We start from the raw sequence: 14,469 nt of genomic DNA, 5'->3' as shown, positions 1-14,469 counted from the left end.
TTAAAGTTATTTTCCAATTTCTCAAAATATCTTCACAAGGACGATAGGTTCGTATTGCCCTCTACTTGCCAGTAAATCAACTTTAGAAGAAGGAATACTTTACAGCTCTAAATATTATAACAAATTTGCAATTGGCCCTTTTCAAAAAAATCCATCATAGCTCCGATCTTCAACTACTTGGCTTTATCAATCCCAATCAATAACCCACAAGCCTGAAAATTGCAGCATTGGATTTTTAACTAAATTGATCCAACCAAACCACCTTAAATCATCTCCATTCTAATGAAGAAACTATTCCTTGGGCTGATCATCGCGATTGTCATTCTGGTTTCCATTCTGCTTTTCAACACCTTTCAACTAAGTTCCAAACAGGTCGCCCCCGAACCAGTCGGGAAATTGGAACTATCCGATTCCGTGTTCCAAAATCTTTCAAAAGCCATTCAATTCCAGACCATTTCCTACAGCGAAGATGCTATTCCGGATTCCGCTGCCTTTTTGGGATTCCATCGCTTTTTGGAAGAAACTTTTCCACTTACCCACGCGAAGCTGACTCTGGAAAAAATCAGTGAGTATAGCCTGATTTACAAATGGGAAGGATCGGATCCTTCGAAAAAACCAATCATCCTCATGTCACATCAGGATGTGGTCCCCGTGGATGAACCCACTTTGGGAGATTGGGAAGCACCGCCTTTTGAGGGAAAAATCACCGATACGCATATCATCGGGCGGGGAACCATGGATGACAAGGGCACATTGATTGGGCTCTTGGAAGCTGTGGAAAAGTTACTGTCCGAATCCTTCGTTCCTACCCGTACGATATACCTGGTGTCAGGCCATGACGAGGAAGTAGGAGGTGCCAACGGTGCTGTGAAAATTGCAGCCTATCTAAAGGAAAAAGGAGTGCAGGCAGCTATGACCATCGATGAAGGAGGCTATATCGCCGAAAATATGATTCCTGGCGTGGACAAACCGATTGCAATCGTCAATTTGGCCGAAAAAGGTTTCGCTTCTTTTCGACTGATAGTGGAAACAAACGGAGGTCACAGTTCGGCACCGCCCCGTGAAAACACCATTGGAATCCTAGCCCAGGCGATTGTTGATCTTGAAAACAACCAGTTGCCCTACAAAATGGTAAAGCCAATCGATGATCAATTGGAATACCTGGGAGCAGAACTTCCTTTTTTCACCAAGTTGGCATTTGCAAATCCATGGCTTTTCAAAAAACCAATTTTGGAATCTCTCAATGCCCATACCACCACCGCTCCTACCATCATCGATGGAGGAATGAAAAACAATGTCATTCCCACAGTGGCTGAGGCAACGGTCAATTTCCGGATACTTCCAGGAGAAACCATTGAGTCTGTGAAAGCCCATATCGAAGAGACGGTTTCCGATAAAGTCCGGGTAGAAGCTGTCGGACATTTAACGAATCCTTCCCCAGTTTCTTCAGTTGAATCCGAAGCCTTTCAGATTTTGGCTAAAACCATCCGAAATCAGAATCCTGAAGCACTTGTAGTTCCTGGATTAGTGGGTGGTGGTACCGATGCCCGTAATTTTTACCAAATCTCGGATGAGGTATATCGATTTTACCCGATGCGCATCAACGCTGAATCCATGACCCGCTTTCACGGAATCGATGAAAAAATCAGCAAGGAGAATTACAAGGAAATTATAGAATTCAGCTATCACCTGATCAAGAATTTCAATTAAGAGGGAATTGATCTTTTGATGCTTTTGCACCCATTCTTCGAAAAAAACGGATTCCTCCTTGACCATATTCCTGAATTTCAAAATTTGAATTGATGCTTACGCTGAACGTATGAATCTCTTACTCTCTTTGGTGTTTTCCTTGAGTTTATTCCTTTCGCCCCAAAGAAATGAACCATTCCACTATGGCACAAAATCTCCGGAAGCACTCGCTAATTATCTAAAAGGATGGGAGCAAATTCTGGATCGGGGAGAATGGACTTTGGCAGAGGCATCCTTCAGGAAAGCCGTTGACTTGGACTCAAGCTTTCTCCTGGGATGGAGTCAGGTAGGCCGAATCAGTAAAAATCCCGAGGAACGTGCCCGAATCTTTACCCGACTTTCTGCCCAAAAAAGTGAGATTGGCAGTTGGGAAAAGAAGTTGTTGGAAGTCTATTTGGGTAGCCTGGAATTGATTGATTCAAAAGACCGAGGCTTGACGATCACTCCCGAACAGGTCAGGAATTTTTATCAGGTGTCTGAACGTAATTTCTCCGATTTCCTCAAAGTTTTCCCGGATGAGACGTATGTGCAATCCGAATACATTGAAGTAATCCACGGAATTTATGGCCCAGAAGCTGGGTTGGATTCTTTAAAAAAGCAGACTTCAAGCGGCAAAAAACTCAATCCCTTTTTGATCAGCTACACTGCTCAAATGCAAGCAGAAAAGAAGGAATTTGAACTTGCTTTTCAAACTACCAGTCAATTGGAGAAGATGCTCAATGACTCGAGTTTGCCTATCATTTGGTTCACTTATGCTTTTATTCAGTTTGAAAGAGGTGATTTTGCCGAGGCAGAAAAACTGCTGGATCAAACCCTGAGGCTGGACGGAAATCACACCTTGGCACAACGGTTAAAAAAGCGGGTAGAAGAAAAAATGAAAGGATTTTGAGGTAGGGTTTTCAACAAAAAATGGTTAAAACTTCTCGAGTTGGCTTTATCACATCATTCATTTTTAACCCAACACAAATCGCTTGTATTCCCAATAAAAAATTTTCTATTTAACCAATCCAGCCATTCTTGGACATTTTGAATAGCCCAAATTCTAGCCAAACCCTTCACAACACATGAATAAGCTTTTCTTGATTACCTTTTTAATTTCCTTCATCGCATGCTCCACCTTTGCACAGAAAGGCACCAAAGAACGCATTAAAGTTCACAGCACCGCGCTCGAAGGCAATCTGATCGGAGATCCAGCAGACCGGGACGTGACCGTTTACCTCCCTCCTTCCTATTCTTCCAATCCTGAAAAGCGTTTCCCTGTGGTGTACATGCTGCATGGATTTACCGACACGGATTCCCAATGGTTTGGCTGGGAAAAGCACTGGATCAACCTGCAGGAGGTCATTGAGCAGTCTTTGGCCGATGGGCTCTCCAAGGAAATGATCGTGGTGATGCCCAACGCCTACAACCGCTTCAAAGGCAGCATGTATGCGAGTTCAGCCACGATTGGAGACTGGGAAACCTTCGTCACCAAAGAACTCGTCAGCCACATTGATGGTAACTACCGCACCATCCCAACCAAAGAAAGCCGAGGCCTCGCCGGGCACTCCATGGGCGGCTATGGCACCCTTCGCTTGGGCATGAAGTATCCGGAGGTCTATTCCTCCATCTATGCGCTCAGCCCCTGCTGCATGAACGGAACTGCCTCTACCGATCCTGAGTTGATGAAAAAGCTGGAGACCCTGACACCGGACCAACTCCAGGCTACCTCGTTTTTTGAAATTGCAGCTTTGGCCACTTCCGCAGCATTTGCCCCCAATCCACAAAATCCTCCACTCTACTTGGACCTTCCGGCCAAAAACGGAGAGCCTAGACAGGAAGTAATCAACAAGATCATCACCAACCGAACACTCAATTTTGTAGACCAATACATCCTGAATCTGAAAAAACTCAAAGCCATCGCGATTGACGCGGGATTACAGGATAGAGGTATCAGTGATGCTACCAAAACCCTTCACGAAGTCCTTGAATCCTATCAAATCACACATTTCTACGAAAGCTATGAAGGGGATCACCTCAACCGGATCTCAGAACGAATTCAGACCAAAGCGCTCCCCTTCTTTTCCGAAAACCTGGTATTCCAGTCCCCCAACAAGTGAGAAATCCTTGAAAATGGCAAGGATTTGAACGACGCAAGCCAGTGTTCATTTCCTTGCTATTTTTTAATTCAGTTAAAAAAAGATAAAGCCAAAAAGCTGGGAGAAGCACAAAATCAGAAATCGGTTAACTTCCGTGCTTTAAGACCCAACACCAATACATGCTTTCCCTCACTGGCTTTGAAAAGAAGTATCCTTCGGGTTTTGAAGTGGTGATCCCAAAACTTGAATTGCCAAAAGGGATTCATCTGATTTTAGGCGGAAATGGCTCAGGAAAATCCACCCTGCTCAAAGCACTGGCCGGAATTCACCCGGCCAAGGGAGAGATCATTTTGAATGGAATCTCCCTTAAATCTCAACCGATCGAATACCGACGAAAAATCGGATTTGCGGCAGCAGAACCCATCTTCCCGGAATTTTTAAATCTGGATGATCTGATTGCCCTGGTGGCCAAAGCAAAATCCTGCCAACCTCACGAAATCGAAGAATTAAAATCCCTGTTGGGAGCTGATGCCTTTTCCTCCTTTCCCCTAGGTGGCTACTCATCCGGGATGCTCAAAAAAGCCGCTTTACTGCTGGCATTTTTGGGAAGGCCAGAGCTTTTGATTCTAGATGAGCCCTTTACAACCATTGACTCAGAAACCCAAAACCAACTCATCAGACTAATCATCCAAAAAGCCAACACAGGAACCGGATTTCTGATTACTTCCCACCAGAGCGGCCCTTTGGATCTTTTACCTGTGGATACGGTGCTGAATATGAAATCCGGCAGAATTGAAGGACATGAATAAAATCGGGTTCTTGGCTTTTATCCGCCCATTCTATCAGAAAACTATGGGGTTCTGGGCATTGGCCCTGATTTTTGGCGGAGTCCTGATGGAGCTAAGACAGCATGTGCTGCTGGGGAGATTTTTATTCAAAAACCCGATTGCCTTTTGGATTTTGCCATTCGCGTTTTTGGTTTTCGGTCTGCTTCACCTCCGAATTCAACTCGGTTTGCTGAGAAAAAATGATTACTTGGTTTTTCATCAACTTGCCCTGGTCCCAAAGAAGGATTTCCGCTCATTTTGGACACAGATCATCCTCGGCAACCACAGTCCCTTGCTCATTTACTTTTTATTTCTGAGCTATTTTGCCTGGGAGCAAAACAAGCCAGTGTCTGGTATAATCCTTTGGCTGAATGTAGTTGGAGTCCTTGGATTTAACTTTTGGAAGATCCGAAAAAACCTTGGTCATCCCCTGAAAGAGGTAGTGGTCAAAAGACCTAAAGTTCGTTGGACCTTTCCCCGGTTCACATGGATTATCCTTTCCTTAAGACAAAGTAGGCCTCTTCTTTTCCTTTTGACCAAAGGCCTGAGTCTTCTGCTTTTAAATGGATTTTATCTCTCTTTTCAATCGGGAAATTATGATTTCCGATGGCTGCAATTTGGTATTCTATGTGTCTCCTATTTTCAACTGCCTTTGATTTTTGAGAAAACGGAGAAAGAAGTAGTGCAGCAAACTTGGATTTTGGCTTTACCGCTGACTCTTTACCACAAACTGGGCTATCAATTTGGAAGTTTAGCCCTGCTGGTTTTTCCTGAGCTGTTTTTCTTGTGTTGGAAAGGACTGAATTCTTCGCTTCCGTATGAGTACGCCCTTTTGGGAGTTTTACTGCTTTCGTTTATGGCCGCATTGCAAGTGCTGGTTTATCAAAAAAAGGAAAGTTTGAGTTTCCCCAACCTGACCTCAGTCCTGTTCTTTCTTTTGTTTTTGGGAATCATTTTCGGACTGCCTGGGTGGGTATTTATTTTACCCATTTCATTCCTTTTTATCAATCAGACGCGGGGAGCTTTTCGCTTTTGATTGCCTGTTTCTCAGGACGGTTTTTTTTTCTTAAAGCAGTCTGAAAACTGAATAAAAGCAGGTCCAAACCCAAATACTTGATTCGAATTATGCAAGAAAACAGCAAATCCTCAAACCATTTCCCCTTTGCGACTTGCAGACTTTGGGGTAACTTTCATTGTATTTCCAATCCCTTTTCCTATTTTCACAAATTGAGACAATAGAATCAAAAACCCTATGAAAAAACATCTGCTCCTTATCTTTTCCGCTTACCTCCTGTCCATCTCGGTTCAGGCACAGGAAGCACTTTTTAGAGCGCAAAACATCATCTCCCCCGAAGTACATGCTGACAATTCAGTCACCTTTCGACTCCATGCGCCAAATGCCCAAGCAGTCCAAGTCACCGGAGATTTTCTGCCCACGGTGAAAATGGAAACACCAAGAGGCCCCATGGACGGTCCGGGAAAAGCAAATCTGACCAAAGGTGAAAACGGGGTTTGGGAATTTAAAACCTCGCCTTTAGGACCAGAGCTTTACAATTATTCCTTTATCATTGATGGATTTTCGACCACTGATCCAAGCAATCCATTCCTGATCCGAGATGTGGCTTCCGCGACCAATATTTTCATTGTCGGAGGTGGACATGCCGATCTTTTCAAGGTAAATGACATCCCTCACGGATCCGTGACCCGCCGATGGTATGATTCTCCAGGCTTAGGAATGGACAGAAGGATCACCATCTACACCCCTCCGGGATACGAAAATTCAACCGAGAAATTCCCGGTCCTTTACCTCCTTCATGGAGCAGGTGGTGACGAGGAAGCCTGGATCAACCTTGGCCGTACTGCACAGATTATGGACAACCTGATTGCTCAGGGTAAAGCCAAACCAATGATCGTCGTGATGCCAAACGGAAATGTGATTCAGGATGGCGCTCCTGGAGAAGGAAGCATGAATTTTTACAAGCCCCAGTTTATGATCCCAAAAACCATGGACGGAACCTACGAGGGAGCTTTTGGGGACATCATCAAATTTGTGGAGAGCAACTACCGGGTGAAAGCTGACAAGGCCAACCGTGCCATTGCAGGCTTATCCATGGGAGGTTACCACACCCTGCACATTTCCAGGTTTTATCCTAACACGTTTGATTACATGGGACTATTCTCAGCTGCAATCATGGCGAGGGAAGATGCCACAGGAAAGGTATACAGCGATTTCGACCAGACACTAAAAACCCAGATGGACAACGGCTACAAGCTCTACTGGATTGCAATCGGGAAAACAGATTTCCTCTATGAGGCCAACAAAGAATACCGGGCAAAACTTGACACAATGAAGATGCCCTATGAATATGTGGAAAGCGAAGGTGGACATACCTGGAGAAACTGGAGAGTGTACCTGACGCAATTTGCTCCCCGGCTTTTCTAAAAAGAACTAATTCAAAAACCTATTAACTCCTTTTACTGAAAGCGCGGTCCATGTTGGGCTGCGCTTTTTTCATGTAATTAGAGATTTCCCTTTCTGAATTCCTCCACGGCAAAGTTGGCTGCTCGTGCAGTCAGCGCCATGTAAAGCAGCGAAGGACTTTGATTTCCTGTACTTGTCATGCAGGCCCCATCGGTCACAAAGACATTTTTACAGCCGTGAAGCTGGTTCCAGGAATTGAGTAAGGAGTTTTCAGGGGAGGTTCCCATTCGGGCCCCTCCCATTTCGTGAATATCCAAACCCGGAGCCTGCTCGCTGTCGCTGGTTTCAATGTTTTTGACTCCGGCCTTCTCCAGCATGGATTGAGCCTGAGTAAAAAAATCCTGAAGCATCAATTCGTCATTGTCGTCGTAACCGACAGAAGTCACCAACTGAGGGATTCCAAAAGGATCAGTTTCGGTTTCGCTCAATCGTACCTGATTTTCATATTTGGGAATGGTCTCTCCCTGCATGTACATGTAGATGGTCCAATTGCCCGGTTCGGAGAGTGCTTCTTTGAATTTTTCTCCAAAAGTCGGATTGGACATTTCCTTTCCTCTTCCTCTGGAAGCTCCGGTAAAGATGGTATACCCACCTACAAAAGGCAGATGAGGTTCTTTCTTTCCCAGATTTCTGAAATTGGCAATGATGGGTTCGGTGGGGTTTCTCCCGTAATAATAATTATCCTGAAACTGATCCAACTCTCCGGAAACCCAACCACGGTAGTTGTGAAAGGCCACATACCGACCTAATAAGTCATGGTCATTTCCCAAACCCTTCGGGAAACGGTTGGATTTGGAATTGAGCAAAACCAGGACACTGTTTAATGCTGAGGCATTGAGGAAAATAATTCGGGCTTTGAACTCATGGATTTCGTTGGTTTCCGCATCGATGACTTTCACTCCGCTTGCCCTTCCAGTCTCTTCATCGTAAATCACCGAATGCACTACCGAATTCGAGCGAATGGTCAGGTTGCCGGTGCGCTCCGCCCAAGGCAAAGTCGATGATACCGAACTGAAATATCCACCAAAAGGACAACCTCGCATGCACATGTTTCTCGCTTGGCATTGTCCCCTTCCCTGCTGAAGATGAATCTCCTGAGGGTCGGTCAAGTGGGCCCAGCGGGCATGAACCATATGGCGGTCCGGGAAATTCTCCCTGATTTTTTGACTGAGGTATTCTTCCGCACAGTTGAATGGAAAAGGTTTCATATACTCTCCATCAGGCATCGCCTCGATCCCGGTCCCGAGTGCCACATACGCCGATGAAATTCTCCACATGGGAATACCAAGGTGCCACGTCCTCATATCCAATCGGCCAGTTCATACCATAACCTTGGAGTTCGGGGGCTTTGAATTCATGCTTACTCCAACGCTGGGTAGCCCTTCCCCAAGTGAGGGATTTCCCTCCCACCTGATAGCCACGGATCCAGTCGAAGGGCTTTTCCTGCACGTAGGGATGGTCTTTGTCCTGAATGAAAAAATGCTTGGTTTCTTCCCCAAAGCCTGCCGCTTTGCTGATCAATGGATTCTCCTTAAGGAATTCTTGGGTCAGCCGTCCACGATGTGGCACTTCCCAAGGACGAAGTGTGGCGGTGGGATAGTCTTTATTGTGAACCACCGACCTGCCTCGCTCCAACACCAAAGTCTTCAGTCCTTTTTCACAAAGTTCTTTCGCAGCCCAGCCTCCGGAGATTCCGGAACCGACTACAATAGCATCAAAGGTGTTTTCCATGAGTCAGGTCAATTCGATTGTCGATATTCTAAATTTTTCTAAAATAATTCCCCAGGGCTTGGTAATTATTTGAAATCTTAATTTACTTTGCATCACAAAGTACTTTTAATATGAGAAAACCGGAACAAGAATTATCCGATATCAAGTCCATGATGGAGCGAAGTACCCGCTTCCTTTCACTCAGCGGACTGGCTGGTGTACTGGCAGGGATCTATGCCTTTGTAGGTGCAGGAATTGCCTGGTATTGGATTTATTTTCCCTCCACAGAATATGGTGCTGGAACCGAGACGATTTCACAGGCTGATTTGCAAATCAATTTATTGGCTGTTGCATTGGTAGTTCTGGTCTTAGCGATAGGTTCGGCTTACTTACTCAGCCAACAAAAAAGCCAGAAGAACTCTCATCAATTCTGGACTCCGGCCAGCAAGCGGTTTCTGTATGCTTTGTTCATTCCGGTACTGGCCGGCGGTTTGTTTTCTTTCGCTTTGATTCATGAAAGTGCCTATTTATTCATTGCACCTACTACCTTGATTTTCTACGGTTTGGGATTGATCAATGCCTCACATTTTACCTTGGGTGAAATCAAAAACCTTGGATTTGGACAGTTGATTATGGGACTTACTGGTGCGTTTTTCCCGGAATTTGGACTAATCTGCTGGGCCATAGGGTTTGGAGTCCTGCATGTGATCTATGGCTCGATGATGTATTACCGATACGATCGATAAGGTGGAAGGAACATACGACAAGGCGTTTGAGAATGTGGTCCGACTGCGCATCATGTCCATCCTGATGGTCAATGAGCGGTATGACTTCAACTCCTTCAAAGAACTCTTGGAAGTCACGGATGGCAATCTTGCCTCCCACCTTCGAAATTTGGAAAACTCCGACTATATCCGGGTAGAAAAATCTTTTGCAGGGCGAAAACCCCTGACCAATTATTCAGCAACAGCGGCAGGAAAAAAAGCCTTCCAAGCCCATCTCGATTTCCTTGAAAATTTGATCAAAGAAAACAAACCCTAAAAAAATTTATCCATTCACTTTGAATTACAAAGTACTTTCTTAATCCAAATCATATGAACACTTCCTCAAACTCCTTCCGTCCACTCGTTAAACAACTGGTTCTACCTGCCATCTTGGGAGCCAGCATTCCTCTTACCCTATTGACCTTCATCATCCTAACAAAAGAGGATGCATTTGAAACCTGGATGTTTTTCCCCTTGCTGATAATCCCTTCCGGGGGTGCTGCTGGAGGTATTTTCTTCTACCTCATGGGATTTCAATGGTTTCCGACAGGTAAGCAAAAACTCATCGCCATCATCTTCAGCACACTGATGTATTTCGTTGTCCTATGGCTTAGTTCCGTGATGGCATTCGCGCTTACCGGACATTGGGATTAAAAAACATAAATTCACCTACTCCTCCTTCTATCATGAAAGAACTTATCCTTTCCAACCTCGAACATCCGTTCGAACTGGAAAAACTCTACCGCAAAAACAAATCGGAATTCAAGACCTCATTCAATTCCCTTTATCCAGAAATCATGGGAAAAGGAACAGCGGACTTTTGGAATGCACGACTCAATCTGGAGTCAGAAACTGTCAGCTGGGGTACTTTCCACGAGTGGCGATTTATTCTCATTGCAGCCGCCATTGCTTGGGTTTTGGCAAAGTTACCTGCAATTTTCACCTGGGATGAGGAGTTCTTCTATACCCGAAACTTAGGGTTTATCGTCTTCCCATTCGTATCTGCCTACTTTGCCTGGAAAAATCGAATCCCCTTAAAATCCATTTTGATTCCTTTGGTAACTGTCTTGGCAGCTGCTCTTTACATCAACCTACTTCCGGAGGATAAAGCAAGCGACACCTTGATTTTAGCCTGCATTCATTTGCCTTTGTTGCTTTGGGGTATTTTGGGATATGTTTTCTCCGGGGCGGAAGGTAAAAGACTTTCAAAACGACTCGACTACCTCAATTTCAACGGGGATGCTGTCATCATGGGAGCTATTTTGGGTTTGGCTGGACTCCTGATGTCCGGGATTACTGTGGGATTATTTAGTCTGATAGACATCAATATTGAAAAGTTCTATTTTGAATACATCGCAGTTTTTGGGTTGGTTGCCGCGCCTTTGGTAGCAACACACCTCACCCAGAAAATTCCCCAACTGGTCAATAAGGTGGCGCCGATCATTGCAAAAATTTTCAGCCCATTGGTGCTGATCATGCTGGTGATCTACCTCGGGGCAATCGTGTATGCAGGCAAGGACCCATACAACGACCGGGAATTCCTGATGCTGTTTAACATGTTGCTGATCGGTGTGATGGGCTTGATTTTCTTCTCAGTGGCAGAAGCATCCGGGCAAGGGAATTCGAGTTCGGGAAAATGGGTTTTGGCCTCGCTTTCACTGGTCACCATCCTAGTCAATGGAGTGGCGCTTTCTGCAATTGCATTTCGGATTTCCGAATGGGGCATCACCCCAAACAGAATGGCTGTTTTGGGAGTGAATATCCTGATGCTTATTCATCTCATTCAGGTATCCAGAAAGTTGATTTCGACCGTCCAAAATAAAAGCCATCTGAAAGAAGTAGGGTTGGTTTTGGTGAAATATCTTCCGGTATATCTGATTTGGTCGGCCATCGTGGTATTTCTCTTCCCTCTCCTATTCGGATTTGAATGAGTTTGCATAAAATGCCAATTTCTATTTTCTCCCAACTGAGACAATAAAAAACTTCCCCACCTCATTTTTGGAAAGAATTGGATATCTTTAGGCATCTAAAAACTTAAACCTAAATGAAATCGACCATGATAGATATCGTCTTCCAATCCGATGATAATCGACCATGTGAGATTCGATGTGGCCTTTGAAAACCAAAACACACACATGAAAAAAAACCTAATCCTGAGCTTTACCCTGCTTGCGGTTTTGGTCTTGGGCGTGACTGCCTTCAGCCCAAAAACTGAAACTCCAACATCCGAAACCACCGCAGCGCCTGCCAAGAAATTTGGAGGATTGGCACTGTATACTGTGCGTGATGCGATGGGTAAAGATCCAAAAGGAACCCTAAAAGCCGTGGCCGATGCAGGATACGCCTATGTGGAATCCGCAAACTATGCCGATGGAAAATTCTACGGAATGACTCCTGCGGAATTCAAATCTTATTTGGGAAGTCTGGGCCTTACAGCCAAAAGCGCCCACATGGGCATGGTTAACATGGAAAATGCAGATCAGTTGATTGCAGATGTGAAAGCAGCCGGCATCACCTATTTTGTGATCCCTGTACCGCCAATGGGCATGTTTAAATTTGACCCTGCTACCCGATCCATGGGAATGACCGGAACAGCGGATGATCTGGTAAAAATCATGGATACGCTGGGAGAAAAATGCCACAATGCAGGCCTTCAGTTGCTCTATCACAACCATGACTTTGAGTTTAAGCCATTGGCTGACGGCACGGTGATCGAAGATGTCCTGTTGGAAAAGTGCAATCCAAAATACGTCAACTTTCAGATGGACTTGTTCTGGGTGACCAAGGCTGAAGTGGATCCCTTGGTTTATTTTGAAAAATATCCGGGAAGATTTAAGGCATGGCATGTTAAAGACATGAACAACGAAGGACAGTTTGCACCAGTAGGCACAGGCAATATTGACTTCAAGCGGATTTTAGACCAGAAGAAAAAATCAGGAATGGAATTCTACCTAGTGGAGCAGGACAACACCTTCGGGCTTGATCCGTTGGAAGCGATCAAAATCAGCCACGAAGGATTGGAAAAAATCGGTTTCAAATAAGTTACCCATCAAAATAGATTCAAAAAGCCAGCCTTCGGGTTGGCTTTTTTATTTTTCGTGAGGCATTCTTTTATCAGGGGTTTGCCTTTAAGGCTAATTAACCGGGGGGGGGTCAGTAAATTTCTGTATCCCCATCCTAATCCTGGGTGAGTATGATCCAGCCGATTTTCAGTTTTCTCCCTTGGCTGATTCCACCTCTCTTACCCCAAACCCCACCGGATAGACCCAACATCATCCTAATTTTGGCCGATGATCTGGGGTGGTCGGATATCGGCTACTATGGAGTTGAGGTAAAAACTCCTAATCTGGACTGGCTGGAAGCGAACAGTATCCGCGTCACCAAGATGTACAACCCCTTCAAGTGCACCATCCCAGGCTCCTTTGGTTACAGGTCCTTACGCCCAGCAGGTGGGCAATGGAGCCACCTACCTCCAACCCTTAAAAATCGGGATCACTTTCGGAGAACTTTTGCAGTCTGTAGGATATGGTACACTTTGGGCGAGGAAGCACCATGGAGTTGATCACCCGATGGATCGGGGATTTAACCGGTACTTTGGGTTGATGAAGGGAGCTTTCAGATGAAAAATCCACAATTCTTCGGACAGTAGTGATTCTAAACTTAGCTACCCCATATTCCACTTTAGAAATTCGATAATTTTTGGATTGAAGGATTTAGAAGTTGGAAAAGGCATGGTAAATGTTCCAGGACTAAAAACAAAAAAGGGCAAATCAGTCTTGACTTGCCCTTTTCTATACCTAGCTGCCCTTAGTTTTACAACCCATTGGGATGTTTGTATGTCCTATTAGAACGGGTTGCAACATTGTCTGACGGTAGGGTTACCATCTTTTTGGCAACTCGCTTGTTTGGGTGTTTATAATTCTCACTAACGATTACAGAAGTAACGTCAAACGTAGTGCCCTGGCTGACCATGTGCTTTTTGGCATAGGCGGCCTTGTTAGGTTGCTTGTAATTGTTGGCAGAATATGTCGGATCATTTTTTGGTACTGTTTGACCTATCGCCCAGTTCATACTGAACAGAGCAACTAATCCAATTATCGCTTTTTTCATTTGTATAACGTTTGGTTCGCTATACAAATAAACGGGGCTTAAGCAGCTATGGAGATCAGGAAATACCCTATAAATGACTCAGGGTTTATACGGATATGAGGTACGGAAGACTAGATCAAATTCAGCTTTATGGATTTTTTGATCAGTTCAGCAGTGTTACTTACTCTCAGCTTCCTGAGCATGTTTATCCTATGAGATTCTACCGTACGAATACTGATGGAGAGCTTATCAGCTATTTGTTTTGTGCTGTATCCTTGAGCAACCAATTGTAAAACTTCCTTTTCACGCGAGGTGATTTCTTCAATGTCACTCTCTTCGGGACGTTGAAACGATTCGGCTATGATATTGGTAATGAAGGGACTGAAATATTTTCCACCTTGATAAACTGTAGTAATTGCTTTTTCCAGATCCGGCCCTTCTATATTCTTAAGCACATAGCCATGCGCTCCAATCTTTAATGCGTTCAAGATGTAACCCTGCTCTTCATGCATGGTAAGTACTATGAATTTAACAGAAACTCCTTGTTTTATAAGTTGCTCCATGGCTTCAAAGCCATTGAGAACCGGCATAGAAATATCCGTGAGAATTATGTCAGGCTTGGTTTTTTCAAATTCTTCCAGAAGTTCCATTCCATTACCTGCTTCCGCAACAATTTCAAAATTTTCATTTTTACCCAGGAGAGATTTAAACCCCTCGCGAATGAGGGGATGGTCATCGGCTAAAAGCAATTTTATTTTAGCCATAATGCC

At 44.6% G+C, this 14,469-nt stretch carries 14 protein-coding genes and 1 pseudogene; 12 read left to right on the top strand and 3 right to left on the bottom strand.

Annotated features, from left to right (window positions below; all coding sequences use genetic code 11):
* The first annotated feature begins 282 nt into the window (after positions 1-282).
* The 6 genes from D0X99_RS18775 to D0X99_RS18750 all read left to right on the top strand — a co-directional run bounded on the left by D0X99_RS18775 (position 283) and on the right by D0X99_RS18750 (position 7,097).
* Positions 283-1,710: a M20 family peptidase gene (locus tag D0X99_RS18775; protein WP_119479406.1), complete on the top strand. Its 1,428-nt coding sequence runs from the start codon at positions 283-285 to the stop codon at positions 1,708-1,710.
* A gap of 109 nt (positions 1,711-1,819) precedes the next feature.
* Positions 1,820-2,638: a tetratricopeptide repeat protein gene (locus tag D0X99_RS18770; protein WP_119479405.1), complete on the top strand. Its 819-nt coding sequence runs from the start codon at positions 1,820-1,822 to the stop codon at positions 2,636-2,638.
* A 175-nt stretch (positions 2,639-2,813) separates the two neighbouring features.
* On the top strand, positions 2,814-3,848 hold the full coding sequence (locus tag D0X99_RS18765; protein WP_119479404.1) for an alpha/beta hydrolase: 1,035 nt from the start codon (positions 2,814-2,816) through the stop codon (positions 3,846-3,848).
* A 158-nt stretch (positions 3,849-4,006) separates the two neighbouring features.
* Positions 4,007-4,636, top strand: coding sequence for an ABC transporter ATP-binding protein (locus D0X99_RS18760; RefSeq protein ID WP_119479403.1), 630 nt, complete (start codon positions 4,007-4,009; stop codon positions 4,634-4,636).
* Positions 4,629-5,690: a hypothetical protein gene (locus tag D0X99_RS18755; RefSeq protein WP_119479402.1), complete on the top strand. Its 1,062-nt coding sequence runs from the start codon at positions 4,629-4,631 to the stop codon at positions 5,688-5,690. Before D0X99_RS18760 ends, D0X99_RS18755 begins: the two co-directional genes overlap by 8 nt.
* A 216-nt stretch (positions 5,691-5,906) precedes the next feature.
* Complete coding sequence (locus D0X99_RS18750; protein WP_119479401.1) at positions 5,907-7,097, top strand: esterase; 1,191 nt, start codon at positions 5,907-5,909, stop codon at positions 7,095-7,097.
* A gap of 77 nt (positions 7,098-7,174) precedes the next feature.
* Here the strand turns inward: D0X99_RS18750 and D0X99_RS18745 are convergent.
* Positions 7,175-8,867, bottom strand: a pseudogene (locus D0X99_RS18745) (GMC oxidoreductase).
* A 110-nt stretch (positions 8,868-8,977) separates the two neighbouring features.
* Here D0X99_RS18745 and D0X99_RS18740 point away from each other — a divergent pair.
* The 6 genes from D0X99_RS18740 to D0X99_RS18715 all read left to right on the top strand — a co-directional run bounded on the left by D0X99_RS18740 (position 8,978) and on the right by D0X99_RS18715 (position 13,172).
* On the top strand, positions 8,978-9,592 hold the full coding sequence (locus tag D0X99_RS18740) for a hypothetical protein (RefSeq protein WP_119479400.1): 615 nt from the start codon (positions 8,978-8,980) through the stop codon (positions 9,590-9,592).
* A 1-nt stretch (position 9,593) separates the two neighbouring features.
* Positions 9,594-9,887, top strand: coding sequence for a winged helix-turn-helix domain-containing protein (locus D0X99_RS18735; protein WP_119479399.1), 294 nt, complete (start codon positions 9,594-9,596; stop codon positions 9,885-9,887).
* A gap of 53 nt (positions 9,888-9,940) precedes the next feature.
* Positions 9,941-10,264: a hypothetical protein gene (locus tag D0X99_RS18730; protein ID WP_119479398.1), complete on the top strand. Its 324-nt coding sequence runs from the start codon at positions 9,941-9,943 to the stop codon at positions 10,262-10,264.
* A 32-nt stretch (positions 10,265-10,296) separates the two neighbouring features.
* On the top strand, positions 10,297-11,541 hold the full coding sequence (locus D0X99_RS18725; RefSeq protein WP_119479397.1) for a DUF4153 domain-containing protein: 1,245 nt from the start codon (positions 10,297-10,299) through the stop codon (positions 11,539-11,541).
* A 204-nt stretch (positions 11,542-11,745) separates the two neighbouring features.
* Positions 11,746-12,651, top strand: coding sequence for a sugar phosphate isomerase/epimerase family protein (locus D0X99_RS18720; RefSeq protein ID WP_119479396.1), 906 nt, complete (start codon positions 11,746-11,748; stop codon positions 12,649-12,651).
* Positions 12,652-12,803: 152 nt separating this feature from the next.
* A complete protein-coding gene (locus tag D0X99_RS18715; protein WP_199708159.1) occupies positions 12,804-13,172 on the top strand; it encodes a sulfatase-like hydrolase/transferase in 369 nt (122 codons plus the stop codon).
* 251 nt (positions 13,173-13,423) lie between these two features.
* Here D0X99_RS18715 and D0X99_RS18710 read toward each other — a convergent pair whose 3' ends face one another.
* Entirely contained in the window at positions 13,424-13,681 is a 258-nt protein-coding gene (locus D0X99_RS18710) for a hypothetical protein (RefSeq protein ID WP_147392267.1), read from the bottom strand.
* 149 nt (positions 13,682-13,830) lie between these two features.
* Positions 13,831-14,463 (bottom strand): response regulator, encoded by a 633-nt coding sequence (locus D0X99_RS18705; RefSeq protein ID WP_119479394.1) that lies wholly within the window; start codon positions 14,461-14,463, stop codon positions 13,831-13,833.
* Positions 14,464-14,469 lie beyond the last annotated feature (6 nt).

This window comes from Algoriphagus lacus (assembly GCF_003583985.1).
Lineage (GTDB): Bacteria > Bacteroidota > Bacteroidia > Cytophagales > Cyclobacteriaceae > Algoriphagus > Algoriphagus lacus.
The sequence above is the reverse complement of the archived record's forward strand: the minus strand, read 5'-3'. Positions and strand labels throughout refer to the sequence as shown.

Bases quoted from the DNA above. Each gene is read 5' to 3' on its own strand.
- D0X99_RS18710 (WP_147392267.1), bottom strand. From the start codon at position 13,681: ATGAACTGGGCGATAGGTCAAACAGTACCAAAAAATGATCCGACATAT.
- D0X99_RS18740 (WP_119479400.1), top strand. From the start codon at position 8,978: ATGAGAAAACCGGAACAAGAATTATCCGATATCAAGTCCATGATGGAG.
- D0X99_RS18775 (WP_119479406.1), top strand. From the start codon at position 283: ATGAAGAAACTATTCCTTGGGCTGATCATCGCGATTGTCATTCTGGTT.
- D0X99_RS18770 (WP_119479405.1), top strand. From the start codon at position 1,820: ATGAATCTCTTACTCTCTTTGGTGTTTTCCTTGAGTTTATTCCTTTCG.
- D0X99_RS18720 (WP_119479396.1), top strand. From the start codon at position 11,746: ATGAAAAAAAACCTAATCCTGAGCTTTACCCTGCTTGCGGTTTTGGTC.
- D0X99_RS18725 (WP_119479397.1), top strand. From the start codon at position 10,297: ATGAAAGAACTTATCCTTTCCAACCTCGAACATCCGTTCGAACTGGAA.
- D0X99_RS18715 (WP_199708159.1), top strand. From the start codon at position 12,804: ATGATCCAGCCGATTTTCAGTTTTCTCCCTTGGCTGATTCCACCTCTC.
- D0X99_RS18760 (WP_119479403.1), top strand. From the start codon at position 4,007: ATGCTTTCCCTCACTGGCTTTGAAAAGAAGTATCCTTCGGGTTTTGAA.
- D0X99_RS18705 (WP_119479394.1), bottom strand. From the start codon at position 14,463: ATGGCTAAAATAAAATTGCTTTTAGCCGATGACCATCCCCTCATTCGC.
- D0X99_RS18730 (WP_119479398.1), top strand. From the start codon at position 9,941: ATGAACACTTCCTCAAACTCCTTCCGTCCACTCGTTAAACAACTGGTT.
- D0X99_RS18765 (WP_119479404.1), top strand. From the start codon at position 2,814: ATGAATAAGCTTTTCTTGATTACCTTTTTAATTTCCTTCATCGCATGC.
- D0X99_RS18750 (WP_119479401.1), top strand. From the start codon at position 5,907: ATGAAAAAACATCTGCTCCTTATCTTTTCCGCTTACCTCCTGTCCATC.
- D0X99_RS18755 (WP_119479402.1), top strand. From the start codon at position 4,629: ATGAATAAAATCGGGTTCTTGGCTTTTATCCGCCCATTCTATCAGAAA.